Origin of the sequence: Streptomyces sp. NRRL F-4489 (assembly GCF_001509485.1) — a bacterium.
Lineage (GTDB): Bacteria > Actinomycetota > Actinomycetes > Streptomycetales > Streptomycetaceae > Streptomyces.
Window position 1 is genome coordinate 204,631 of record NZ_LLZI01000112.1, and the last position, 22,325, is coordinate 226,955.

Below are 22,325 nucleotides of genomic sequence, written 5' to 3' on the forward strand. Positions count from 1 at the left end.
CCCTAGGCGGTGTCCGGCGGATCAGGGACGGACCGGGACCCGGCGGGCCGGGGGTGTGCCATCGGCGGGTACGTCAAGGCTGGTGACGAGGGCCTCTCCGGTGTCGGCGAACTCCCAGCGGGTTGCGATTGCCCCGGCCGCTGCGGGCCATTCGGCACGAACGACGGGGCGGCTCAACAGGCTCTCGAACCAGTCGGCGCACCGTAGGGCAAGCTCGCCGGCCGTGCCGGAGGTCTGGAAGAAGCCGTGCTTATGTGACTCATGGAGGTTGAAGAGCTGGTCGGAGACTTTCCCTGCCCGTACGTGCGTGCCGTAGAAGTGCACGGCCCATTCGCCGAGTACCAGTGGGCGTTCCTCATCGAGGAGGGAGACCCAGACGAGGAGCGACGAGTCGTCCTCGGGCCGTGAGACGTTGCTGGGAGCCCATGACACCCGCCAGATGGCGGCCCGAGCCCGCAATGCGGCGAGGAAGGCGAGTTCGGCCTCGTCGAAGTCCCAGGGCTCCTCGTCGTACTCCTCCGGGTCCTCAACCTCGAACCAGGTGTTGTCGTCCACGGAGAGACTCTAAACCGAGGGTGTCCCGGGAATCAGGGGCGAAGCCATCATCGGATCGCCGCGGTCGTGACGGCGGATCGCCGCGGCCAGAAATCCGAGAGGCACATGACCCGCCGGGCACCCGAGCCCTACCGCTCCGCCAGCAGCCGGGCCACGTACGCCGTCACCGCGGGGATCACCGACGTCATCCGCGGCCGCCAGCCGGGGACGGCGTTCACCTCGCAGATGGTGTGGCCGCCGTCCGCGGTGAAGAGCAGGTCCACGCCGGCCAGCGTCAGCCCGAGCGTCCCGGCGGCCGCGACCGCCAGCGCCTCGGCGTCGGGGAAGCGCCCCAGGCACAGCTCGGCGGCTCCCCCTTGGGCGAGGTTGGCCGCCAGGGAGCCGTCGCGCGCGGTGCGGATCTGGGCGGCCACCGGCTCGCCGTCCACCACCACGACCCGCAGGTCGCGGCCGTGCGAGGCGGACACGTACTCCTGGAACACCAGCGGGACGTCCTGCGCCAGGCTGCCGGCCACCGACCGCAGCAGTCCGGTGTCCGGCGCCAGGAACACCTCGCGTCCGTTCCGTCCGCGGACGGCCTTCACGATGCAGGGGGCCACCACATCGGGGCTGCGGACGACACCGGTCAGCGGTGCGGTGGCGTAGGAGAGGGTGTCGGGGACCGGGAGGCCGGCGGCGGCGAGGTCCTGGAGCTGCCAGAGTTTGTTGCCGCACCGGATGTGCGCCGACGCGGAGTTGATCAGGACGGCCCCCAGGTGCTCCAGGTGCCGCAGCAGGCTCACCTCGCGGTCCTGCGCCATCGTGCCGGGGGTCTGGCGCACCAGGACGACCTTGGGCGGGGCGACCTCCAGACCGCCGAGCGTCCGCAGCACCAGCCGGCCGCGCCGGACGCCGAAGAGGAGTTCATCGGTGTGCCAGACGGCGAAGCGGGGGCCGTGGGCCGCCTCCAGCGCTTCGGCCAGCGCCTGGGTGGCTTTCATCAGCGGCACCGGATTCTCCCGCACCAGCATCCAGACGTCGGCGGCTGCCGCCGGTACGGACCCCATCCACGCTCTCCTTCATCGCCCTGTGGCCTTGCTCGGCCCGGCCGCGGGACCGGTACGTCCGGCCTTCGTCCGCGCCCGTCCGCTCCGGAACGGGCGCGTGCGCGCGGCACACCCCGGGCGAACGCTACCGCCCGCCGCACCACCCCCGCGCCCGCGCCCGCCCCGGCCCGGCGCGGGCGCGGCGCGGAAATAGATGTGCCCGCCCGGCATCTCATTGACAGACTGAGACCATGAACGCCCCGAACGACCATGACGGCGGCCAGGACCCCGGCCGCGATCACGACCAGGACCACGGCCACTCCCCCACCACCGCCCCCGCTTCCGGCGCGGCGCGGTGGTTCACCGTTCCCGACCTCGCCGTGCTCGTGCGCGGCGCGCTGGACCTGGAACGGACCGAGCACGGGCTGCTGCCACACCGGCTGCCCGCCCGGGCCCGCGCCCAGTGCCCGGACATGCAGCTGTCGGTGGCGGAGGGCCAGCCGTCCGGCGTCCGGCTGGTGTTCCGGACCCGGGCCACCGCCCTCGAACTGGACACCCTGCGCACCAAAATGGAGTACCGGGGCGCCCCGCCCCGCCCGGACGGCGTCTACGACCTGCTGATCGACGGCGCCCCGGCCGGCCAGGCGCGGACGACCGGCGGCAACGTCGTCCTGGTCGATATGGCCGCCACGTCCGCGGAGACCCGCCCCGGACCGGTCGGCACGGTGCGGTTCACCGGGCTGCCCGGCCGCGACAAGCACGTCGAGATCTGGCTGCCGCACAACGAAACCACCCGGCTGGTAAGCCTGCGCGCGGACGCGGCCGTCGAGCCGGCGCCGGACTCCGGCCGCAAGGTCTGGCTGCACCACGGCAGTTCGATCAGCCACGGTTCCGACGCCGCGAGCCCCACCACCACCTGGCCCGCGCGCGCCGCGCGCCTGGGCGGGGTGGAGCTGATCAACCTCGGGCTCGGTGGCAGCGCGCTGCTCGACCCGTTCACCGCCCGGGCGCTGCGCGATACCGCCGCCGATCTGATCAGCGTCAAGATCGGCATCAATCTGGTCAATGCGGATCTGATGCGGATGCGGGCCTTCGTCCCGGCCGTGCACGGATTCCTCGACACCATCCGCGAGGGGCACCCGACCGCTCCCCTGCTGGTCGTCTCCCCCATCCACTGCCCCATCCACGAGGACACCCCGGGCCCCAGCGCCCCGGACTTCAGCCAACTCAGCGCCGGGCGGCTCGGCTTCCGCGCGGCCGGCGACCCCGCCGAACGCGCCGCCGGCAAGCTGACGCTGACCGCCATCCGCGACGAACTCGCCCGGATCGTCGCCCAGCGGTCGGCCGACGATCCGCACCTCCACTATCTCGACGGCCAGCGGCTCTACGGCCCGGCGGACTTCGCCGAGCTCCCGCTGCCCGACGAGCTCCACCCGGACGCCGCCACCCACCTCCGTATGGGCGAACGCTTCGCCACCCTGGCCTTCGGCCCCGGCGGCCCGTTCGCCCCCGCGTCCGCCTGACGCCGGCGGGGCCGGGCCGCCGGGGACCCGCTACGGCAGGTCGAACGGGGCCGGATCGTGGCCCCGCCAGATCTCGTACGAGCTCCGCTCCGGATAACGCACGGTGCTCGATGCGGTGTCCAGTACGCGGGTGAGCTGCGGGCCCGGGTCGTAGGCGGCCCAGCCGGGGGAGCCGCTGGTGGTGAAACGGACCCAGGCCCGCTGGAGTTCCCGGGAGACGGCCCGCACCTCGGGGGCGGGCCGTTCGCCGAAGAGCTGCCGGCCGGTGGGGCTGCCGAGCGTACCGAACGCCAGCGGGACATCGAGGCTGTGGCAGGCACCGAAGACGCCCCCGAACTCCGTTGCGGCCAGGGCCAGTTCGAAGAGGTACGAGGCGCCGCCGGCCGCCGCGTTCGCCTCGGCCAGGCGCAGGGACGGCATCCGGAAGAGGGCGTCGGAGTACACCGTTTCCAGCAGGTCCCCGGGTGTGGCCCGGGGGCGGGCGGCGCGGTAGGCGTCCGCGCCGTGCGGCGGCGGGGCGAAGAGCTCCAGCGCCGCACGGGCCTCCTCGTCGGTCCAGCCGCCCGTCCCGTCCGGGCCGGTGCCGTGCCGGCCGCTCAACACGCTGAACAGCCGGAATTCGTCGCGGGTATGGCCGACGAGGAGGTCGATTCCGTCCGCCCGGCCGCCGGCCAGGGCCGGCCACGGCGTCTCGGTGAGCAGCTCCCCGTCGAGGACGGGGCAGACCGGGACGCCGGTCCGGGCCAGCCGCCCCCAGCGTTCGGGGTGGTCGCCGAGGGCGGCGCCGAGCGCGGTCACCTCGCCGGCCAGGCGCCGCGGGGGGATCCGGGCGAGGCCGGCGGCGGTGGGCGCGGTGCCGAGCCGGTCCGCGAGGGCCGTGGTGACCTCGGCGGCCAGGGCGCGGGTGCAGTGGTTGCCCGGCACGGAGTGGGTGATGGCCCGGCGGAACAGGCCACGGGCCGGCTTCACCGTCAGCAGGGCGGCGATCGATCCCGCCCCGGCGGACTGGCCCGCCACGGTGACGCGCTCCGGGTCCCCGCCGAACGCGGCGATATTGCGCCGGATCCAGTGCAGCGCGGCGATCTGGTCCAGGAGTCCGCGATTGGCCGGCGCCCCCTCGATGAGGGCGAAACCCTCCGCGCCGACACGGTAGTTGAGGCTCACCACGACGAGGCCGGCTCCGGCCAGCGCCGCCGGATCGTACGACGGATCGCTCGACGCCCCCGCGATATAGGCGCCGCCGTGGATCCACACCAGCACCGGGAGCCTCGCCGCACCGAGGTCCGGAGTGCGGACATTGAGCGTCAGCCACTCCTCGTCCGCGTCCGCGTCCGCGTCCGCGTCCGCCGGCGTCCCGGCCGCTCCGCTACGGGACGGATCGGAGGTGACGGCCGGACCCGACTGCGGCGCCACCGGCCCGTACGCCACCGCCGGCCGCACCCCCTCCCACGGCAGCGCCGCCACCGGCGCCGCGAACCGCAGCCCGCCCACGGGCGGTCGCCCGTACGGAATACCGCGGAACTCCGCCTGCCCGCCCCGCCACCGCCCCCGGACCGCACCCGCCGCCGTCCGCACCTCGGGCTCTCCCGCCATGCCGCCACCCCGCCCCATCATCGTCGTCATCGTCGCCCGTCCTCGACTTGGCTCAACTCCTCCCCAAGGTTTATCAGCCACCTGTATTATGTCAACTGTACGAGAAAACCTCACGCCCCCAACACCCATGAGAAGGTGGCCAGTTGCCCAAACAGGTGAACCACCAGGAGCGCCGCGAAGAAATCGCCCGGGCGCTGTGGCGAGTGGTGGAAGAGCGCGGGGTCACCCGCCTGTCGCTGCGCGAGGTGGCGCAGGAGGCCGGCATGTCGCACGGCCAGCTCCAGCACTACTTCCCGACCCGCGCGGCCATGCTCGCGTTCGCCATGGACTTCGCCGCGGAACAGACCGCGCGGCGGGTCGACCAGGGCGTACGGAAGCTCGGCGACCGGCCGCAGCCGCGGGATGTCCTGCGCCTGCTGCTCACCGAGATGCTCCCGCTGCACGCCGACGCCCGCGCGACCAGCCGGATGAGCGCCGCCTACGTGGTGGAGGCGCTGCACGACGAGCACCTCCGCATCCGCGCGCGGGATGGCATGGCCCACGGGCGTGAACTGGTCGAGCAGCTGGTCCGGCAGGCGATCGCCGACGGCCACATCCGGCCCGACCGCGATCCGGTGACCGAAACCCACCTCCTGCTCGCCCTCACCGGCTTCACCCCGCTCCTGGAACTGGGCGTGCTCCGGCCCGCCGAAGCGCTCACCGCCCTCGACGCCCACCTGGACCGGTTGTTCACGACAACGGCGGACCAGGCGCAGGCACAGGCCCAGGCGCAAGCCGACGACCAGTAGGCGCCGACCAGCCATCGGTACGGACCCACCGACCTACCATGGGCCCATGCCCGCCACCCCGCCGCCGAGCCTGACCTCCTCCACCACGTACCTGCTCGCCAAGGTGGGCAAGCGCGCCCGCGGTCTGCTCGCCGAACGCCTCGCGGCCCAGGGCCTGCGGCCGTGGCATCTGGCGACGCTGGCCGCGCTCGCCGACTTCGGCCCGCACGCCCAGCGGGATCTGGCGGAACGGCTGGCCATCCACACCAGCGATATGGCCAAGCTCCTCGACGAACTCGCCGGCCGGGACCTGCTCACCCGCGACCGCGACCCCGGCGACCGCCGGCGGGTGCTGGTCGGCATCACCCCGGCCGGCCGGGAAGCGCTCACCGCCCTCACCGGCGCGGCCGAGTCCGTCCAGGACACGGTCCTCGACCCGCTGACCGCCGAGGAGCGCACCGTCCTGCACGGCTTGCTGCTACGGCTCCACGGCGGACGCTGACTCCACTTCCGCTGGCCCTACGGCCGTTGCCGGGGTCGAGGCCGCCTGCGCGGCGACCAGCGCCCGGAAGGCGTCCACATCCCCGATCACCTCTTCCGCGCGGTCGTGCTGCCCGTACAGGCGGTAGTAGCGGGCACCGATGGCGTCGGGGTCGGTCACGGGGTCACCCGCGGTGATGGGCGAGGCGATCGTCACCGTCGCCACGTGGACACCCTGGGGGCCGAGTTCGGTGTGCAGGGCGTGCGCCCAGTTGTGCAGGCCGGCCATCGCCAGCCCGACGTTGGCGAGGAAGGGGGCGGGGACGGTGGCGGAGACGCCGGTGGTCAGGAGCAGCGTGCCGGCGCCTCGGGCCAGCATCCCGGGCAGGACCTGCTCCACCGCCGTCACCGCGCCCAGGACGTGAAGAGTGAACTGGTCGGTCGCGGCGGCGACCGTGGTCCCGGCCGCGTGCGTGATCGGGCCGCTCGGGCTGGGGCTGTACTCCAGGACGTCGATCGGCCCCAGGACTTCCGCGGCGCGGGTCAGGGCGGCCGCGAGGGCGGCGCGGTCGCGGATGTCGGCGGGGAAGGCCGCGGCCGGCACGCCCTGTTCGGTCAAGGTGCCGACCAGGGCCGTGAGGCTGTCCTCGTTACGGGCGATCAGGCCGACCCGGAAGCCGTGGCGGCCGAAGGCGCGGGCGACGCCCATGCCGAGTCCGGGCCCGGCGCCGACCACGACAAGTGCCTTGGGCACGCGATCTCCCTTTGCTGGAGCGGTAGTTACTCTTTGTGCGCAGCAGCATGATTTGTCACGGGAGTCACGCTGACAAGACGGCACATCGGTGTCGGTGACGCACACGGAGGTAACCCTTGGCGACGACCAGCCGCGAGCCGGAGCCGGGAACGGAAGCGGAAACGGAAGCGCCGGACGCGGCGGAGTCCGAGGAGGAGGTGTGCCGGCAGGTGCTGCGGATCCTGTCCCTGATCGGGGACAAGTGGAGCATCCTGGTGATCGGCCAACTCCGGGACCGGACGCTGCGGTTCACCGAGATCCAGCGGGCCGTACGGGGTATCTCGCAGCGCATGCTCACGCTGACGCTGCGGCAGCTCGAACGAGAAGGGCTGGTGACCCGTACCGTCCACCCTTGCGTCCCGCCACGGGTGGAGTACGCGCTGACGCCGCTCGGCGGCACCCTGCTGGAGTCGATGGCCGGTCTCACCGCGTGGGCCGTGGAGCACCGGCGGGAGATCAACGGCAACCGGCACCGCTACGACGCCGCTCACCCCGCGCGGAAGTGAGCGGAAGCGGGCAACGGGCGGGGCCTGCCTGGGTGAGTGGGAAGGTGGCGGGATTCGGCCAGAGTTGGCGGGTGGGGTGGGGGCCGGGTAGGGGTCTGTCACGATGAGGCGCCCGGACCGTGAGGTCTCTGCGATGGGAGGAGTGGCCCGGTGAGCACCGTTGCGCTCAGTTCGGCTGTGATGACCCACCCGGTGCGCGAGGAGCAGGCCGCGGCGCTGGCCGCGCGGCTGGGGCTCGGGGGGCTGGCCCGGGACCCGGAACCGCAGGGGCCGCCCTCGGCGCTGCGGACCGCGCTGGTGGCATGGGCGGCGCGGACGGCGGAGGCCGGGCACCACCTGGTCGTCCAGGACGATGTGGCGGCGCCGCCGGAGCTGCTGGAGCTGGTGGCCGGATCGGTGGATCGGTTTCCGGACGAGGCGCTGATCTTCTACACCAACTGGCACGCCCGGAACGGCGCCGCGGCGCGGCTGGCGGCGCTGGCGGGCGCGGGGTGGGTGCGGGCGGTGCCGGAGGAGTTCGCGCCGACGCTGGCGATCTGCCTGCCGGTGCGCGCGGCGGACGCGTTCCGGGCGTTCGCCGCGGGCAGCGGTGAGCGGCACGACGACGAGGTCATGGCGGCGTTCCTGCGGTCCGAGGGGCGGTCGGGGCTGCTGGCGGTGCCGAATGTGGTGGAGCACATCGGGACGAGCAGCATCAACGGGCACGCGGCGCAGGGCGTGCGGCTGGCGGTGTGCCCGGTGGGCGCGGCCGAGGCGCGGCCGCTCCTGGGGCGCGGCTGGGTGCTGGAGGAGCTGGACTGGCTGCCGTACATGCGGTACGGCGAGGGGTATCTGCGGCCGGCCGGGTTCGAGCGGGACGCCGATCCGCGGCGGCATCTGCGGTGGCCCGAGGCGCTGCCGGGCACGGGGCTGACAGAGGGTCAGGTGTGGGACGCGGTGCGGCGCCACCGGCCGGCGGACGCGGCGGCGGAGGTGGGGCGGCTGTTCGGGGACGGGTTCGCGGACGAGCTGTGGATCCACTGCCTGCTGCTGGGGCGGCAGGCCGACGAGGCCGCGCGGCGGTACGCGGACCGGCGGGCGGCGGCCGGGCCGATGGGCGAGGCGGGGGCCCGGGTCCGGGCCGCCGCGCTGTCCACGGTCGGCCCGGCCGGGTTGCCGCCGGAGCGGCGGCCGGAGGTGGGCCCGGAGCGGGCCACGCTGCTGGCGGCGTACGCGGAGAGCGCGGTGTGCCGCGGAAGGCTGCTGCTCGGCCGGGTGGCGGAGGAGCGGGGCCGGGCCGGGTAGCGGCTTCTCCCGGGGGCGGTGGGCCGCTGCCCCCGCCCCCGGGGCAGTGGGTCGCTACGGCTGCCCGGAGGGTGCGCGGCGGACGTCGTGGGTGATCCAGACGCAGGGCTCCCAGTAGGCGCCGCGATCGCGGGCGTGGTCGATGTCGAGGGGGGCGAGGCCGCCGGGGAAGACGTAGCGGCCGTCGTCGGGGAAGGCCATCCCGGTCCAGGACTCCCATTCGGCGACGGTGCCGGTGATCCGGGAGGATTCGGCGACGGCGGCGGCCACGGTGCCGCCCTGGCGCACCTGGGTGCGGATCCACGGGTCGAACGGGGCGCCGTCGGCGCGGGTCCAGGCGGCGTAGCGGTCGATGGGGACGAGCGGGTAGCGGTCCTTCCAGGTGGGGCGGACCGGGACGATGACGTGGGCGAGGCCGGCCGCGCGGGCGAGGTCGGCCATATGTGCCAGGAGGCGGGTGGAGTGGCCGCGGCCCTGGTGGCGGGGGGAGATCTCGATGCCCAGGGCGCACAGCGCGTTGGGGGCGGTCCCGGTGTCGTGGTCGCGGAAGGCCGCTTCGATGGAGGCGTCCAGGCCGGTGCCGAGGCCGGCGGGGGTGCCGTCCCAGGCGCGGGGCAGGGTGCGGCCGGCGCCGATGACGGTGTCGGTCGCGGTGTCGTGGAGGACGAACTGGTGGCCGGGGAAGTCGGTGAACAGCCGGTTCCAGAAATCGGCGTTGATGTCGCCGTGCAGGTTGTATTCGGGGACCACGCCGGCGAATTCGGCGGGGAGCCGGTCCCAGAGTTCCGGGTGTTCGGAGTGGTGGACGAAGCGGAGGGTCATACGCGCGGCTCCCCGGCGTTCTCGGCGGGCTTTTCCGCTTCCCAGATGATGACCAGCGGAATGTTTTCCCAGGCGGCCCGGGCGGCGTCGGCGATGGCTTCCTCGTAACCGCCGGGCGCGAGCCGGCCGTTGAAGAGCGGCTCCCGGCATTCGCGTACGGTCAGGCCGGCGGCGCGGAAGGCGGCGAGATAGCGGCCGGGGAGGTGGACGTGATTGCGGACGAACGCGAGGCGGTCCTGCCCGTCGACGAAGAGGCACTGGCCCTGGAGGGAGATGACGAACGGGTGCAGGTCGGAGACGATGACGCGCCCGCCGGGGCGGACCACCCGCGCGAGTTCGGCGATTCCTTTGGAGACGTCCGGGAGATGGGTCATGGCCAGGGAGCAGACGGCGAGATCGACGCTGTTGTCGTCGAGCGGGAGTTCTTCGAGCCGGCCCTGGCGGAATTCCGCGCCGGGCACTTTGGCGCGGGCCCGGTCGAGCATTTCGGGTGACTGGTCGACGCCGATGACGCGGTGGCCGCGGGCGGCCAGGGCGGCGGTCTGGCGGCCGGTGCCGCAGGCCGCGTCGAGCGCGGTGCCGGCCGGGGAGCGGTCCAGCAGCGCGTGCAGCACGGGCTCCTCGACCTCGATGTACGAGCTGGGCAGCGCGTCGTAGCGGGCCGCCCAGGAGGCGTAACCGGCGGACGCGTCGAGCTCGCCGACCGCCGCGCCGCCGTCCGGGAGCGGGCTGCCGTGGCCGGTCACGAAGGCGCGGATCTCCTCCACCCGGGCCTTCACGAATTCCTCGTCGGCGTCCAGCGCGTGGCGCAGGAGAGCCAGTCCCTCGATACCCAGGACGAGTTCCCGTACCCGGAATTCATGGTCCATTGTCGTCCGTCTCCCTTGGCCTGAAAGGTCTGTTGTGGGGTCGCGCACCCGCGCCTAGCATGACGCGGATGATCGAGGGATATCTGGATCGTGAGAGTGTGCGCGCCGGGCGGCCGGTGGTCTTTCATGTCTCGACCGATGCCGCGGAATTCCGGGTGCGTTTCTACCGCTTGGGGCGGGAATTGACGTTCATGGCGGAGTCGGGGCCGTACGGCGGTGTGGCGGCCGCTCCCCCGCCGCATCCGGACGGCGTTCCGGAGCACGCCTCGCCGGCCGTGGACTGGAAGTGGCCGGCGTATCAGCACACCGTTCCGGAGGACTGGCCGCCGGGGATCTATCTCGCGCATTTCATTGAGGGTGACGAGCGCCGGGCCCGGGCCGTGCCGCTGCTGGACGATTCCGGGATCGAGGGTTTCGGGCGGGAGTTCTTCGTGGTCCGGCCGGCCCGGCCCGGTGCGAGCGGGGCGCGGATCCTGTACAAGAAATCGACGTTCACCCGGCACGCCTACAACCGCGCCGACCGGGAGGATGTCCAGCGGGCCGCCAGCCTCTACGACAACCCGGTGTACCAGGAGGCCGGGCCGGACGGGCCGCGCGGCCACCGGCTCAGTCTGCACCGCCCGGGCGGGGTGATCGATCTGGCCTACTGGGACGCGCCGTTCCTCGCCTGGCTGGAGCGCAGCGGTTACGCCGTCGACTACTGCACCGACCTGGACCTGCACGAGGAGCCCGGTCTGCTGGCGCCGTACCGGCTGCTGCTCAGCGTCGGGCACGACGAGTACTGGAGCGCGGCGATGCGCGAGCACGTCACGCGGTTCGTCCGCGGCGGCGGGAACGTCGCGTTCCTCAGCGCCAACACCTGCTGGTGGCGGGTGCATCCGGTGGACGGGAACACCGCGTTCGTCAGCGATACCGACCACCAGGCCGGCGCGGAGTACCCGCATCTGCCGGCGACCGACCAGTGGTGGCCGGCGCCGCCGGACGGCGTCGGCGCGCCGGAGAACGCGCTGACCGGCGTGAGCTTCCGCAACGGCGGGATGTGGCCGGGCGAATGGCCCGGCGACCGGCCGCGCGAGGGCTATCGGGTGCAGCACGCGGACCACTGGGTGTACGAGGGCACGGGGCTGCGGGACGGTTCGGACGGCGGGCCGGCCGACGCCCTGGGGGCCGGGACGCCGCTGATCGGCTACGAGTGCGACGGCGCGGCCTTCGCCCGGGACGCGGAGGGCGTGGCGTACGCCACCGGTGTGGACGGTACGCCGGAGTCGTTCGTCATTCTGGGGATCTACCTCCTGGATCCGGTGCACGAGGACTTTCACCACCTGAAATGGGGGCACTGGAACTGCCCGGTGCGGGAGCCGGGGATCACCGGTCCGCGCGCGGCCACGATGGGGATCTACACGGCGGGCGGGACGGTGTTCACGGCCGGGACCACCGACTGGCCGGTGGTCTGCGGCCGGGAACTGGACCCGGGCGTGGTGCGGGTGACCCGTAATGTGCTGGACCGCCTCTCAGGACCGGGACCGGAGCCGGGCCCGGCTCCGGCTACAGCAGGGCGCTGAGCGCCGCCAGCGTCGGGATGCGCGCGGCCCCGTCCGGCAGCGGCGGGGCCGTACCCGCCACCGCCCGGTCCGGGCGCCGCAGATGCACCGCCCGCATCCCGTACGCCAGCGGCCCCGCCACGTCCGCCTCCCACATGTCGCCGACGAACAGCGCCTCGCGGGGCGCGAGTTGGCAGCGTTCCAGCACCGTGCGGTAGATCAGCGGATGCGGTTTGCGGGCGCCGGCCCGGGCCGAGCTGACCGCTACGTCGACCAGCCCGGCCAGCCCCGTGTCCTCAAGGGCGCGGTCCAGGTCCCAGAACCAGTTGGAGCAGACCGCCACCGTCAGGCCCCGGGCGCGCAGTCCGGCGAGCGCTTCCGGGACGTCGTCGAAGCGGGCCAGGCGGAGATCCTTCATCGCCCGGTCCAGTTCGGCGGCGAGCGGGCCGGCCTGCGCGGCGGGGACGCCGCAGGCCAGCGCCCGCCGCCGCAGCCGGTCCAGCTCCCAGGCGTGGTACGCCCGTTCGCTGGTGGAGTGCGCGGTGTGCTCCTCGCCGTCGCGGGGGCCGGCGGACCACTGGTCGCCCCACCGGTCGGCGGCCTCGGCCAGCCCGCGGCGGAGGAAGAGCGGCCGGTGGCTGGGCGGCAGCGGTTCGACCAGCCGCACCAGCGTCCCGTAGAAGTCGAGGATCACGCCCCGGACGGCGGTCCGGCGGGGCGGCGCGGGGTCCGGCACGCGGATCAGTACCGTCCGTGGCGGTGCGGGAAGTAGTCCTCCAGGGTGCCCTCCCGTTCGATGTCGACGGTGGCGCAGTGCAGTCCGCCGCCGAACGGCCCCACCGCGCGGAACGGCACCGGCACGATCTCGAAGCCGTAGCCGGACAGCTGGTCGGCGAGGGCGACTTCCTTCTCCTCGATGCACAGGGTGTTGGGGTCGAGGTTGAGCATGTTTCCGGCCAGCCAGGGGCTGCAGTACGAGAGCTTCGGCGGATGGTCCCAGCTGGCGGGCTGGACCGCCTCGATGATCTCCCAGTCGTTAAGGCGGAAGAACTCCATCAGCTCGGCGTCGGCGAGCCGTTCGCCGCAGTGCAGCACCAGTCCGGGGCGCAGCGGCACCCAGGTGGCGTCGATGTGCAGCGGGTGGGTGTTGGTGGAGGTCACCGCGTGCACCCGGTGGTCGGGGAAATGGCGTTTGAGCCACTGGTAGCCGCTGCGGTTGGTGACGAACGAGAGCTGGACGAAGAGGTCCTTGCCGAAGCGGGCGATATCGGCCGCGTCGAACAGCGGCTCCTCCTCGGTGAGCACCAGGTCGTAGTCGCGGACGCGGGCGAGCTGCACGTCGGTGGGGAGGTCGTTGTAGGTGTCCCAGAAGCCCGCGTGGTAGGAGGCGTCGGTGAGCCGGGGCTTGGGGGCGGCCTCCCAGCGCATGTCCGGGTCGGCGGTGAACAGCTGCTGGAGCAGCGGCCGGTAGCAGAGGTACTCGAACCACCGGCTGCGGTACGACATGGTCGCTTCGAGGATCTCGTTGCCGACGGTCAGCAGCAGATCGCGCGGCGGCATGCAGCCGGACATCGTCTCCTGGGTCCAGTCCGGGGTGCTGACCGGCTGGTTGAAGTCCAGCGGGGTGGGGCGGTCGACGCGGATGCCGCGGCGGCGCAGCAGTGCGGCGAAGTTGTCCAGCTGCTCGTTGGCCTCGGCGGTCATCTCCTCCGGCATCGGGCCGTAGGTGCCCAGCGGGAAGCCGTCGTCGGGGAAGTCCCGGCGGATGGCCGGCTCGGGGGCCTGCACCACCGTGTTGTCGGCGCGTCCGACGACGACGTGCCGCAGGGGATCCCAGCCGTTCCAGGAATTGACTTTCACCGGGCGGGTGGCCGGATCTGCGGCCGTCGTGCCGTAGTCAGTCACGTGCAAACCCTTCGATAGGGGACGTGGGAGACACCCGAGCAAAACTGAGGCAGCGGGGGCTCCACCGTCAAGAGCGGATCATGCGGGCAGCGCGCCTTTTGCGTCAAAACCGCGATGGCTTTACTCCGCCGTAGCCAAGATCGGCATACCGTCCGGCCTGCCGTACGGGTGGTGCGGGTTTCTCCGGCCGATCGTTTCCGGGCACCCGATTTTCTGGCCGGAAAGAATCCCCGGGGTGAGCGGCGGGAAACGCAGGGGTAGATACAGCCGGTTCCCGTCAACGGATGGAGGAGCTCATGGCCGGGCGGATCTCCCGTTTAGCGGCGGGCCTGGGAGCGGGTGCCGTGCTGGTCTCGCTGGCCGGGTGCGGTGGGGGCAAACCGGTCGCGGCCGCGGACCGGACCGGCGAGCTGACGGTGTGGCTGACCGTGGACGCCCAGGAGAGCTGGCCGGATCTGGTGGCCGAGGTCAACCGGCGGTTCCGGCGGACGTATCCGAAGATCAAGGTCACCGTGCAGTACCAGCAGTGGACCACGAAGAACCAGAAGATCGATGCCGCGCTCGCCGGGCGGAAGGTCCCCGATGTGATCGAAATGGGGAACAGCGAAACCACCAATTACATTGTCAACGGCGCCTTCACCACCATCGATCCCGCGAAATACGACCATTCCGCGCAGTGGCTTCCGGCGCTCCGCGACGCCTGCCGGTACGAGGGAAAGACGTACTGTGTCCCGTATTACGTCGGCGCCCGGGTGGGAATCTACCGCACCGATCTGCTCGCCCGCGTCGGAGTGGCGGCGGCGCCGCGCAGCTATTCCGAACTCCGCGCCGATCTCGACAAGCTGAAGGCCGGGTTCGGCGCCGCCGACCGGAATTTCTCGGCGCTCTACATGCCCGGCCGCTACTGGTACGCGGCGATGGCCTTCGTCAAGGACGCCGGCGGCGAGATCGCGGTACAGGCCAACGGCCGCTGGCACGGCACCCTCTCCTCCGCGAAGTCCGTCGCCGGGCTCACCGCCTGGAAAGACCTCCTGGACGCGTACTACACAGGGGACCGCTCCAAGGACAACGGGGACGAGCCGGCCGTCGTCGGCCAGGGCAAGGTCGGGATGTTCTACGGCAACACCTGGGAGGCGAAGGCGGCCACCGACAGCCGCTCGGGCGGTGATCCGGCGCTGCGCGGGAAGTTCACCACGTTCGCCTTCCCGGGCCCGTCCGGAAAGCTGCTGCCGCCGTTCCTGGGCGGCTCGACCCTGGCCGTGCCCGCGAAGTCCGCGCAGCCGGACCTGGCACAGGACTGGATCAAGCTGTTCACCGACCGCACCTCGCAGCGCCGCCTGATCGCCGCCGACACCCTGCCCAACAACACCGTCCAGCTGCGGGAGGTGGCGGCCGGCGGCCTCAACGGCCCGGCCGCGCGCGCCGCCGAGCACGGCTGGGTGACCCCGCCGGCGCCCGGCTGGACGGCGGTGGAGAAGTCCAATGTGCTGCCCGAGATGCTCCAGGACATCGCGACCGGCAAGCAGTCGGTGGCGGACGCCGCGCGGGCCGCGGACCGCCGGATCGACGCCGTGATCAACGAGCGCTGACGGCGGTGGGGACCGTGGAGCAGCCGCCGCGCCCGCCGCGCGCCGCCCGGGTGCGGCGGCTGGCGCTGCCGTATCTGCTGATCGCGCCGACCGTGCTGGCGCTCGCCGCGGTCCTCGGCTACCCGCTCGCCGACCTGCTGGTGCTGTCGTTCCAGGGCATGACCCGGCGCGAGCTGTTCTCGGGGGCCGCGCCGCCCTGGGCCGGGCTCGCCAACTACCGCTCGATCCTGACCGACGGCTTCTTCTGGACGGTGGTCGGCCGCACCGCGCTGTTCACGGTGGTCTGCGTGGCGGCGACGATGGTGCTGTCGCTGCTGGTGGCGCTGCTGATGCGGGCGGTGGCGCGCGGGGTGCGGACGCTGATGACCGGGGTCCTGGTCGCCGTGTGGGCGATGCCGGTGATGGTCGCGGCGTCCATCTTCCGCTGGCTGACCGACGCGGACTACGGCGTCGTCAACTGGCTGCTGAGCCGCCTGCCGGGGCTCGATATCGCCAAGCACAACTGGTTCGAGAACCCCTGGCAGGGCTTCGCCGTGATCACCGCGGTGGTGGTCTGGGGCGCCGTCCCGTTCGCCGCGCTGACCCTGCTCGCCGCGCTGAGCCAGGTGCCCGCCGAGCTGGCGGAGGCGGCGCTGGTGGACGGCGCCCGGCCCCGGCAGCTGTTCCGGTACGTGACCTGGCCGGTGATCCGGCCGACCGCGGTCCTGGTCACCTCGCTGTGCGCCATCTGGGACTTCGGGGTCTTCAACCAGATCTGGCTGATGCGCGGCGGCCAGCCGGAGAAGGAGTACTACCTGCTCGGCGTCTACTCGTTCACCGAGTCCTTCGCGGTCAACCGCTACAGCGCCGGCGCGGCGATCGCGGTGCTGACCGTCCTGATGCTGCTGGCCGGCGCGGTGGTCTACGTCCGGCAGCTCGTCCACCTGGGAGCGGCCGAGTGACCCGGGCCCCCGGCCGCACCCGGCGGCGCGCGGCGGCCAACGCCCTCGGGCTGCTCTTCGCCGCCGCGATGGCCTTCCCGCTCTACTGGATGCTGCTCACCGCCTTCCGCCCGGCCACCGAGATCCACGCCGACCCGCCGCACTTCCTGCCCGGCCATCTGACGCTGGAGCACTTCCGGCGGGCGCTGGGCACCGCCACGTTCTGGGCCAATGTCCGTTCCAGCGTGCTGATCGGCGCCGGTACGGTGCTGGTGTCGCTGCTGATCGGGACGCTGGCGGCGTTCGCGCTGGCCCGCTTCTCGTTCGCCGGCCGCAAGGCGCTGGTGCTGGTGATCCTCGGCGTGCAGATGGTCCCGCTGGCCGGGCTCATCATCCCCCTCTACCTGCTGCTGAGCGACGCCGGACTGACCGACAGCCTGCTGGGCGTGATCCTCACCTACCTGGTGTTCATGCTGCCGTTCACGGTGTGGCTGCTGCGCGGTTTCATCGCCGCCGTCCCGGCCGAGCTGGAGGAGGCCGCGATGACCGACGGCTGCACCCGGCTCGGGGCGTTCCGCCGGGTGGTGCTGCCGCTGCTCGCGCCGGGCCTGGTGGCGACGTCCATCTACGCGCTGGTGCAGGCGTGGAACGAGTACGTACTGGCCTATGTGCTGCTGTCCAGCAACGACAAGCAGACCCTCAGCATCTGGCTGCTGTCCTTCCAGACCAGCTTCGGCACCGACTACGGCGGTCTGATGGCCGGTGCCACGCTCACCGCGCTCCCGGTCGCGGTCTTCTTCGCGCTCGTCCAGCGGCGGATCGGCGCGGGTCTGGCCGCCGGCGCGGTCAAAGGGTGAGCGGTGAGCCTTCGTTCGTACGCGCCCGGCCGGCGGACCGGTGTCCGCCGGTGTACGGAATCCCCGACCTCACAGGAGAACTTGTGACGTTCGACCGTCTCGATCTGGTGTCGAAGCTGTACCAGCCGTCCGGGTGGCCCCGGATCGTGGAAGCCGCCACCGGCTCCCGCACCAGCGGCCCCCTGGTCGTGGATCTGGACCCGACGACCTTCTGTGACCTGGCCTGCCCGGAGTGCATCAGCGGAAAGCTGCTCAACCAGGGGCGCTTCACCCCCGAACGGCTGGCGGAACTGGCCGGTGAACTGGTGGAGATGAAGGTCCGGGCGGTGGTCCTCATAGGCGGCGGGGAACCGCTCGCCCACCGGGGCACGCGGCAGGTGCTGCGGGTCCTCGGGGAGGCCGGTATCGCCCTCGGCGTGGTCACCAACGGCACCCTGATCAAGCAGAATCTGGCCGAACTCGCCGCCTACGCCTCGTGGGTTCGGGTCTCCATGGACGCCGGGACGAGCCAGACGTACCGGCTCTTCCGCCCGGACCGCAAGGGCCGCAGCGTCTTCGACAAGGTCGTCGCCAATATGCGGCTGCTGGCTCGGGAGAAGCGCGGCGCGCTGGGCTACTCGTTCCTGGTGATGACCCGGCAGGAGCGGGACGGCACCGTCGTCAGCAACCACCACGAGGTGCTGCGGGCCGCCGAACTCGCCCATGACATCGGCTGCGACTACTTCGAGACCAAGGCGATGTTCGACGACGGGCACCATGTGGTGCAGGTGCCGCAGGAAGTGCTGGCCTCGGTGGAGGAGCAGCTGGCCAAGGCCGCCGCGCTGACCGGGGACGGCTTCGAGATCGTCAACTCCTCGACGCTGACATCGCTGCGGAACCGGGTCGGGCCGGTGCAGGAGAAGTACTACCACCGCTGCCGGGTCGCCGAGCTGCGGACCCTGGTGACCCCGTCGGGGGTGTACGTGTGCTCGTACCACCGGGGGAACGAGGGGGCCCGGATCGGGGACGCGGTGACCGAGAGCCTGCCGGAGATCTGGCGAACCTCGGACCGCGGGATCGTGGACCCGAGCCGGGACTGCCGCTTCCACTGCGCCCGCCACCGCTCCAACCTCGAACTCGACGCGATCGGGGCCGGAACGGCGGCGGGCACGGTGGTCCCGCCGGAGCCGGGGACGGACTACGACCCGTTCATCTAGGCGCCTGGCCGGCCGGTGGTCTGCCCGGCCGGGGCCGCGGCGAGGTCCGGAGCCAGGCCCGCCGCGGCCCGGGCCGGGATGACCCGGGCCCGCGGGTGCGCCGGGGCGAGCGCCCGCCGGAGGCGGGCCACCACCTCGGCGCGGTCGGCGGCCGGGCAGACGCCGACCAGGGCTCCGCCGCCGCCGGCCCCGCTGAGTTTCAGCGGCAGGCCGGCGGCGCGCCGGGCCAGCGTCCGCAGGTCCTCCAGCAGCGGCGTGGACATGCCCTGGAGGTCCCGCATCGCGGTGTGCGCGGCGGTCATCGCGGTGCCCAGCGCCGCCAGGTCGCGGCGGTGGACGGCGTCCCAGACGGCGGCCGAGGCGGCGTCGGTCCGCTCCCGGTAGGCGGCCAGCCGGGCGTCGCCGGTGGCCAGTTGCCCGCGGACCGTGCGGATGTGGTCGCTGGTGTCCTTCCGGGTGCCGGAGTCCAGGACGACCACGGCCCACTCGCCGGGGAAATCCGCGCGCTCCCTGATCTCCGGCAGGCCGGTGGTGCGCCCGTCGAGCAGCAGCAGACCGCCGGCGATGACCGCGAGGTGGTCCATCCCGCCGCCGTTGAACACCGCGAACTCGAACTCGTACGCCCACCGGGCCAGCGTCGCGGCGGGCACCGGCGGGCTCCCGGGCGGCGCGGCGGCGTCGGTGAACGCCCGGAACAGCGCCACGATCAGCGCGGTGGAGGAGGACAGTCCGCTGGCCGCGGGGGCGTCGCTGCGCACCGTGACGGCCGGGGGCCGGTCGCCGAGGCCGGGCAGCCGGGAGCGCAGGAACGCCCACACCTCGTCCGCCCAGCCGCCGCCCTCCGGGGCCGCGGGCCGGGCCCCCGGCGGGCGCACCGCGACCGTGGTCATCAGGTCCAGGGCGAGGCTGACCGAGCGGCCGCCCAGCCAGTCCAGGTCCTCGCCGGACAGGCAGGCCCGGCACGGTACCGCCACCTGCCCCCGGGGGCGCGCCGCCGCCCCGTCCGCCGTTTCGGACACCGTGCTCGATCCGCTCATCGGGCCTGGAACCTTCCGGTCGTGCTGTACTCCCGGAACATCTCCAGGACCACAGCGGTGGGCGGGTGCAGGGGGCGCGGCGGGTCGTCGAGCGCCCGGAATTGCGCCCGGGTCACCTCGTCCCGGCCGGGGTTGAGTTCACCGGACCAGCGGCGGGCGGCGAAGCACAGCGCGAAGCAGTGGGTGATGTCGCCGTTGGGGTAGGTGAGGGTGTGCACGGCGGGGTCGGAGAGCGAGCCGAACGCCTCCAGGTCACCGCGGTCGACCCGCAGTCCGGTCTCCTCGGCCAGCTCCCGCTGCGCGGTGCCGGCGAAGTCGCTGCCCTCCTCGCAGGCGCCGGCCGGCAGCTCCCATACGCCGTTGTCGGCGCGCTGCTGGAACAGTCCGTGGCCGGCCGCGTCGAGCAGCAGGACCTGGGCGCCGGGGACGAGCAGCGGCCGGCTGCCGACCCGCTGCCGCAGCTGCCAGAGGTACGAACCGACATAACTCACGTGCGCGGCGCCTTTCCTGACATCCTGCCGGTGGGTGTCCGGGCAGCGTGTCATGCGGCGGGCCCGGCGGCCAGCCACTCCGGCACCGCGTGCGGGGTGTCGGCCAGCCAGCGCACATACCGCTCCACACCGGACCGGACGTCGATCCGCGGGGCCCAGCGCAGCAGTTCCCGGCACTGCTCGGTGGCCGCGTAGCCGCCCAGCGGGTCGCCTTCCGGCAGCGGGGTGGTGACGAACTCGGCCTCCGGGAAGTGCTGGGCGATCAGTTCGCCGACCGCGCGCACGGAGGTCGGGACGCCGGTGCCGACGTTGACGGTCGCGCCGGCCATGCCCTCCTCCACCAGGGCGAGCGCGGTGGCGGCGGCCACGTCGTCCACGTGGACGAGGTCGCGGACCTGCACCCCGCCGCCGTTGAGCCGCATCGGGCGGCCCAGCCGGGCCTGCATGGACAGCCAGGCCACCATCCAGGAGTGGCTGCCTGGCTTGGGGATCTGCGGGTCGCCGTAGACGGAGAAGTAGCGCAGTACCGCGTACTCGGGGGTGTCCGGGCCGCTGAGCAGCAGCCGGGTCTGGTGCTCGGCCCAGAGCTTGGAGTTGGCGTAGACCGACACCGGGAGCAGCCGCTGGTCCTCGCGGAAGACCTGCGGCCCCCGTATGGACGGATCGCCGTTGCCGTAGACCGCGGCGGACGAGACCAGGACGAGCCGGCGCACGTCGGAGGCGGCGGCCTCCTCCAGCACCACCTCGGTGCCCTGGACGTTGGCCCGGAATGCCGTTCCGGGGCGGCGGGTGCAGGCGGCGACATCGGCGTACGCGGCGGCGTGGACCACGTAGTCGGCGCCGGCCAGTACCCGGCGGACGGCTTCGCGGTCGCAGATGTCGCCGGCCACCACGTCCGCGCCGAGCCGGTCGACACCGAACAGCGTGGTGTGCACCGGACCCGGATAGGCGTCCAGCCGGTCCAGGACCGTGACCTCGGCCTCGGCCCGGCGGAGCAGCCCGACCAGCCGGCTGCCGACGAGTCCGGCGCCGCCGGTCACCACGACCCGGGAATCCCGGAGTTTCTCCAGCCGGGCCTCCACTGATTCCCCGAAGGCAGCGGGCGCGAATGTTCCGCTGCGCGCGCCGTCTCCGTGCGGCGTATTTCCGTTTTCCGCTACCTCGCCCTGTGCGTCGACCGTTCCGGGCATGGCGTCCTCTCTTCCCGTATAACGGAGCACGAATCGGCCCGAGGGGGGCCGGCGGTCAGCATCTCCGGCCCGGATTCGCCGTGCCAGAGCGCCATTTCGGCAGTCTTGCGGCGGGTGCGGGGACCGCCGTACTGTCCGGATTCACCTGTGCCGGAACGCCCCGGTGGGGCGGAAAAGGCGGTCGGGCCGGAAAAGCGAGCGATGTCGGAGGAATTGATGACGCCTTATCGGCTGAGCGGCGCCGTGATGACGCACCCCAAGCGGCGTCCGGCGGCGGAACGGCTGGCGCGGTCGGCCCCGCCCGGCGCCCTGCGGGTGGTCATGGATCCGGACCCGGCCGGCAAACCGTCCGTATTGCGGACCGCATTGTGCGCCTGGGAGGCCATCGAGGACGGCGCCACCCATCACCTCGTCGTCCAGGACGACATGATCCTTTCGGATTCCTTCTTCGCGCGGGCCCGGCAGGCGATTGCGCGGATGCCCGACGCGGCGCTCGCCCTTTTCGCGCTCTGGGACTCCCGCAATGGCGCCGCGGTGCGTTTCGGCGCGCTGACCGGAGCCCGCTGGGTGGCCGCCGTCAACGAGTATTTTCCCTGTGTGGCGATCATTCTTCCGCGGGCGGTGGCCGCCGGTTTCGTGGATTTCGGGCGGCGCCATCTTGACAGCTGGCCGGATGACATCCTGATGAACCGCTACTTACACGCCCGCGGAATCCCGGCCTACGTCTCGGTGCCCAGCCTCGCCGAACACGAGGACCACGGCAGCATCTCCGGCAACGCGTTCCGCGGTCCGCGCCGCTCGGTGTGCTTCCTGCCCGGTGACGTTCCCGGCCGCGAAGAGCGGCGGCTGTCCGGATTGCGGGTGCTGCCGTTCGCCAAGAACGGCGTCGCCCAGTGCGCGGTACGCGACGACGGCCCCGGCCGCCCCGGGCGGTGGCTGCATCTGGACTGCGCGCAGTATCTGACGGGCATCGGCATCGACCCGGAAAGACATCTACCGGCCATTGTGCGGATGGCCGAAGACACCACCCCCGAAGCGGCCCGGGCGACCTGGCTGACCGCCTTCACGACGGGATTCGTCCACCAGCGGGACGGGCTCCGCTGCGACCCGCCACCGGGCGCCGCCGACGACCGCGGCGCCGGACCGGAACCCGGCGAACCGGAACCCGTTGAACCGGACCCGGCCGTGCTCGCCGAGGCACTGGCCACCATCGGCCCCGGCGGTATCAGCCACCGCCAGCCGGAGGAGCGGATCGCGGAGCAGCGGGACGCCCTGGCGCGGATCGCCCGGGCCGGTCTGGAGGCGGGCCGCGAGGTGGGCGCCCCACCCCGGCCGCCCCGCCGCCGCACCGCCGCGCCGGAGGCCCCGCCGGTCCAGGTGCT

Annotated in this window: 21 protein-coding genes and 1 pseudogene; 11 read left to right on the top strand and 11 right to left on the bottom strand. The window is 72.9% G+C overall.

Features of this window, described 5'->3' with window-relative positions:
* Nucleotides 1-21: 21 nt before the first annotated feature.
* Together ADL22_RS11515 and ADL22_RS11520 are read right to left on the bottom strand one after the other, a co-directional pair.
* Nucleotides 22-555 (bottom strand): hypothetical protein, encoded by a 534-nt coding sequence (locus ADL22_RS11515; protein WP_066976605.1) that lies wholly within the window; start codon nucleotides 553-555, stop codon nucleotides 22-24.
* A 128-nt stretch (nucleotides 556-683) separates the two neighbouring features.
* Nucleotides 684-1,601 (bottom strand): ATP-grasp domain-containing protein, encoded by a 918-nt coding sequence (locus ADL22_RS11520; protein ID WP_066976608.1) that lies wholly within the window; start codon nucleotides 1,599-1,601, stop codon nucleotides 684-686.
* Nucleotides 1,602-1,831: 230 nt separating this feature from the next.
* Between ADL22_RS11520 and ADL22_RS11525 the strand changes: the two genes are divergently transcribed.
* Nucleotides 1,832-3,103, top strand: coding sequence for a GDSL-type esterase/lipase family protein (locus tag ADL22_RS11525; protein WP_079064037.1), 1,272 nt, complete (start codon nucleotides 1,832-1,834; stop codon nucleotides 3,101-3,103).
* Nucleotides 3,104-3,133: 30 nt separating this feature from the next.
* Here the strand turns inward: ADL22_RS11525 and ADL22_RS11530 are convergent, their stop codons facing one another.
* Nucleotides 3,134-4,726 (bottom strand): carboxylesterase/lipase family protein, encoded by a 1,593-nt coding sequence (locus ADL22_RS11530; protein ID WP_324615535.1) that lies wholly within the window; start codon nucleotides 4,724-4,726, stop codon nucleotides 3,134-3,136.
* Nucleotides 4,727-4,839: 113 nt separating this feature from the next.
* On the opposite strand from ADL22_RS11530, the gene ADL22_RS11535 reads away from it, so the two are divergent.
* Nucleotides 4,840-5,484 (top strand): TetR/AcrR family transcriptional regulator, encoded by a 645-nt coding sequence (locus ADL22_RS11535; RefSeq protein ID WP_066976611.1) that lies wholly within the window; start codon nucleotides 4,840-4,842, stop codon nucleotides 5,482-5,484.
* A 46-nt stretch (nucleotides 5,485-5,530) separates the two neighbouring features.
* Entirely contained in the window at nucleotides 5,531-5,965 is a 435-nt protein-coding gene (locus ADL22_RS11540) for a MarR family winged helix-turn-helix transcriptional regulator (RefSeq protein WP_066976614.1), read from the top strand.
* Here ADL22_RS11540 and ADL22_RS11545 read toward each other — a convergent pair.
* A complete protein-coding gene (locus ADL22_RS11545) occupies nucleotides 5,942-6,697 on the bottom strand; it encodes an SDR family NAD(P)-dependent oxidoreductase (RefSeq protein WP_079064038.1) in 756 nt (251 codons plus the stop codon). The two genes, ADL22_RS11540 and ADL22_RS11545, sit on opposite strands and share 24 nt — an antisense overlap.
* A 116-nt stretch (nucleotides 6,698-6,813) precedes the next feature.
* On the opposite strand from ADL22_RS11545, the gene ADL22_RS11550 reads away from it, so the two are divergent.
* Both ADL22_RS11550 and ADL22_RS11555 read left to right on the top strand, forming a co-directional pair.
* Nucleotides 6,814-7,242: a winged helix-turn-helix transcriptional regulator gene (locus tag ADL22_RS11550; protein ID WP_066976616.1), complete on the top strand. Its 429-nt coding sequence runs from the start codon at nucleotides 6,814-6,816 to the stop codon at nucleotides 7,240-7,242.
* Between the two features lie 150 nt (nucleotides 7,243-7,392).
* Nucleotides 7,393-8,526 (top strand): hypothetical protein, encoded by a 1,134-nt coding sequence (locus tag ADL22_RS11555; protein WP_234430644.1) that lies wholly within the window; start codon nucleotides 7,393-7,395, stop codon nucleotides 8,524-8,526.
* Nucleotides 8,527-8,580: 54 nt separating this feature from the next.
* Here ADL22_RS11555 and ADL22_RS11560 read toward each other — a convergent pair whose 3' ends face one another.
* Together ADL22_RS11560 and ADL22_RS11565 are read right to left on the bottom strand one after the other, a co-directional pair.
* Nucleotides 8,581-9,348, bottom strand: coding sequence for a GNAT family N-acetyltransferase (locus ADL22_RS11560; RefSeq protein WP_066976619.1), 768 nt, complete (start codon nucleotides 9,346-9,348; stop codon nucleotides 8,581-8,583).
* Nucleotides 9,345-10,217 (bottom strand): class I SAM-dependent methyltransferase, encoded by an 873-nt coding sequence (locus tag ADL22_RS11565; RefSeq protein ID WP_066976622.1) that lies wholly within the window; start codon nucleotides 10,215-10,217, stop codon nucleotides 9,345-9,347. The genes ADL22_RS11560 and ADL22_RS11565 overlap by 4 nt, the downstream gene beginning before the upstream one ends.
* Nucleotides 10,218-10,285: 68 nt before the next feature.
* On the opposite strand from ADL22_RS11565, the gene ADL22_RS11570 reads away from it, so the two are divergent.
* A complete protein-coding gene (locus tag ADL22_RS11570) occupies nucleotides 10,286-11,779 on the top strand; it encodes a N,N-dimethylformamidase beta subunit family domain-containing protein (RefSeq protein WP_079064039.1) in 1,494 nt (497 codons plus the stop codon).
* Here the strand turns inward: ADL22_RS11570 and ADL22_RS11575 are convergent.
* Complete coding sequence (locus tag ADL22_RS11575; RefSeq protein ID WP_066976629.1) at nucleotides 11,763-12,494, bottom strand: HAD family hydrolase; 732 nt, start codon at nucleotides 12,492-12,494, stop codon at nucleotides 11,763-11,765. The two genes, ADL22_RS11570 and ADL22_RS11575, sit on opposite strands and share 17 nt — an antisense overlap.
* Nucleotides 12,495-12,499: 5 nt before the next feature.
* Nucleotides 12,500-13,663: a serine/threonine protein kinase gene (locus tag ADL22_RS11580; protein WP_079064040.1), complete on the bottom strand. Its 1,164-nt coding sequence runs from the start codon at nucleotides 13,661-13,663 to the stop codon at nucleotides 12,500-12,502.
* 284 nt (nucleotides 13,664-13,947) lie between these two features.
* On the opposite strand from ADL22_RS11580, the gene ADL22_RS11585 reads away from it, so the two are divergent.
* The 4 genes from ADL22_RS11585 (at nucleotide 13,948) to ADL22_RS11600 (ending at nucleotide 18,225) form a co-directional block, all read left to right on the top strand.
* The gene (locus ADL22_RS11585) at nucleotides 13,948-15,252 is read left to right on the top strand and encodes an extracellular solute-binding protein (RefSeq protein ID WP_234430645.1); all 1,305 of its coding nucleotides are present in this window, start codon (nucleotides 13,948-13,950) and stop codon (nucleotides 15,250-15,252) included.
* A 14-nt stretch (nucleotides 15,253-15,266) separates the two neighbouring features.
* Nucleotides 15,267-16,193 carry a carbohydrate ABC transporter permease gene (locus ADL22_RS11590; protein WP_066976768.1) on the top strand — a complete coding sequence of 309 codons (927 nt, stop codon included), beginning with the start codon at nucleotides 15,267-15,269 and terminating at the stop codon, nucleotides 16,191-16,193.
* Complete coding sequence (locus ADL22_RS11595) at nucleotides 16,190-17,029, top strand: carbohydrate ABC transporter permease (protein WP_066976635.1); 840 nt, start codon at nucleotides 16,190-16,192, stop codon at nucleotides 17,027-17,029. Before ADL22_RS11590 ends, ADL22_RS11595 begins: the two co-directional genes overlap by 4 nt.
* Nucleotides 17,030-17,112: 83 nt before the next feature.
* Nucleotides 17,113-18,225, top strand: a complete 1,113-nt coding sequence (locus ADL22_RS11600; RefSeq protein WP_066976638.1) for a radical SAM protein — start codon at nucleotides 17,113-17,115, stop codon at nucleotides 18,223-18,225.
* On the opposite strand, the gene ADL22_RS11605 is transcribed toward ADL22_RS11600, so the two are convergent.
* The 3 genes from ADL22_RS11605 to ADL22_RS11615 are packed head-to-tail and all read right to left on the bottom strand — an operon-like array spanning nucleotide 18,222 to nucleotide 20,835.
* Entirely contained in the window at nucleotides 18,222-19,262 is a 1,041-nt protein-coding gene (locus ADL22_RS11605; protein WP_066976641.1) for a mevalonate kinase, read from the bottom strand. The genes ADL22_RS11600 and ADL22_RS11605 overlap by 4 nt on opposite strands.
* The gene (locus ADL22_RS11610) at nucleotides 19,259-19,753 is read right to left on the bottom strand and encodes an NUDIX domain-containing protein (RefSeq protein WP_066976644.1); all 495 of its coding nucleotides are present in this window, start codon (nucleotides 19,751-19,753) and stop codon (nucleotides 19,259-19,261) included. The genes ADL22_RS11605 and ADL22_RS11610 overlap by 4 nt, the downstream gene beginning before the upstream one ends.
* Before the next feature lie 50 nt (nucleotides 19,754-19,803).
* Nucleotides 19,804-20,835 (bottom strand): NAD-dependent epimerase/dehydratase family protein, encoded by a 1,032-nt coding sequence (locus tag ADL22_RS11615; protein WP_066976646.1) that lies wholly within the window; start codon nucleotides 20,833-20,835, stop codon nucleotides 19,804-19,806.
* Between the two features lie 324 nt (nucleotides 20,836-21,159).
* On the opposite strand from ADL22_RS11615, the pseudogene ADL22_RS34660 reads away from it, so the two are divergent.
* Nucleotides 21,160-22,325 (top strand): annotated as a pseudogene (locus ADL22_RS34660) (hypothetical protein); the annotation flags it as partial.